Source organism: Microcoleus sp. D2_18a_D3 (genome assembly GCF_036702455.1).
Lineage (GTDB): Bacteria > Cyanobacteriota > Cyanobacteriia > Cyanobacteriales > Microcoleaceae > Microcoleus.
Genome location: NZ_JAUBTK010000217.1, coordinates 1 through 1,225 on the forward strand (window position 1 = coordinate 1; position 1,225 = coordinate 1,225).

The following is a 1,225-nucleotide window of genomic DNA, read 5'->3' on the forward strand; positions in this document are numbered from 1 at the left end:
GTGAGCAACAGCTTGCCTAAGATTCAAAGGTAGCTACTTTTAGCTGCGCTCATTTTTTAGTCTAAACTACAGTTACTCACGGGGAGGAGATAAGAAAGCAATTCATATGGTCAGTGCTTGGGCGACGAGTCAAAGATTAGTTTTAGGACAAGTTAAGGTTGATAAAAAGTCTAATGAAATCACAGCTATTCCGGCTTTACTCAAAGTATTAGAATTAAATGGAAGCATTGTCACGATTGATGCTATGGGCTGTCAGAGGTCAATTGTGAAGTCAATTGTCGAACAAGAAGAAGATTATGTAATCACCTTAAAAAAGAACCAACCCTCCTTGTATGCCAGAGTAGAAGAGTTGTTTAAACAAGCAATTAGACAAGGATTTTCGGGATTTACACATACAGCTTATTCGTCGAATAAAGAGAGTAAGCACGGTCGCTCAGAAATTCGACATCACAACCATGTTAAGTGACATCAAAGAGCTGATTGGCCCGACAATCAATGGGAGAAATTTCAGAGTATAGGTATGATAAAATTAGTGAGAATAGTGAAGGGAAAAACAACTATTGAAACTCGTTATTACATTAGTAGTTTACCAAATAATGCTCAAAAACTGGGTGAATCAGTCCGCAGCCATTGGGGAATTGAAAATTCTTTACATTGGGTATTAGATGTGGGTTTTCGTGAAGATGAGTGTCGGATTAGAAAAGATATAGCCTTTCTCAGAAAGATGAGGTATGATGTTACTGACACTCATTCATGAGGGTCAAACAGAGAACACACGATCGAATGAACTATAATTATATGGTTACGCACAAGCCACGCGAAAGCGATAGCACACATAATAGCATTTTTCTGACAGCACGCTCTGGTTGACTTACAACACGTTTACTTGTACTCCTCTTCATACATTGTTAAAAATGAAAACTTATTCAATTGATTTTAGGCAAAAAATTCTTGATACTTATCATACTGAACCGATTTCACAAAAAGCAATAGCTAAGCGTTTTTCTGTAGCCCTCAGCTTTGTACAAAAATTGCTTAAACAATATCGGGAAACAAAAAACATTACTCCCCGAACTCACCGATGTGGAGTCAAAGGCAAACTGAATGCAGAGCAACTACTCATATTGGGGGAATTGATTGAATTAAATAATGATGCTACTCTTGAAGAACTTCGTTATTTACTTTATGGGAAAATTGGATTTTCCGTTAGTAGAGCGACAATAGC

2 pseudogenes are annotated in these 1,225 nt (G+C 37.3%); both read left to right on the top strand.

Annotated features, from left to right (window positions below):
- The first annotated feature begins 43 nt into the window (after positions 1–43).
- Positions 44–757 (top strand): annotated as a pseudogene (locus tag QUB06_RS34570) (ISAs1 family transposase).
- Between the two features lie 157 nt (positions 758–914).
- Positions 915–1,225, top strand: a pseudogene (locus QUB06_RS34575) (IS630-like element ISMae26 family transposase); the annotation flags it as partial.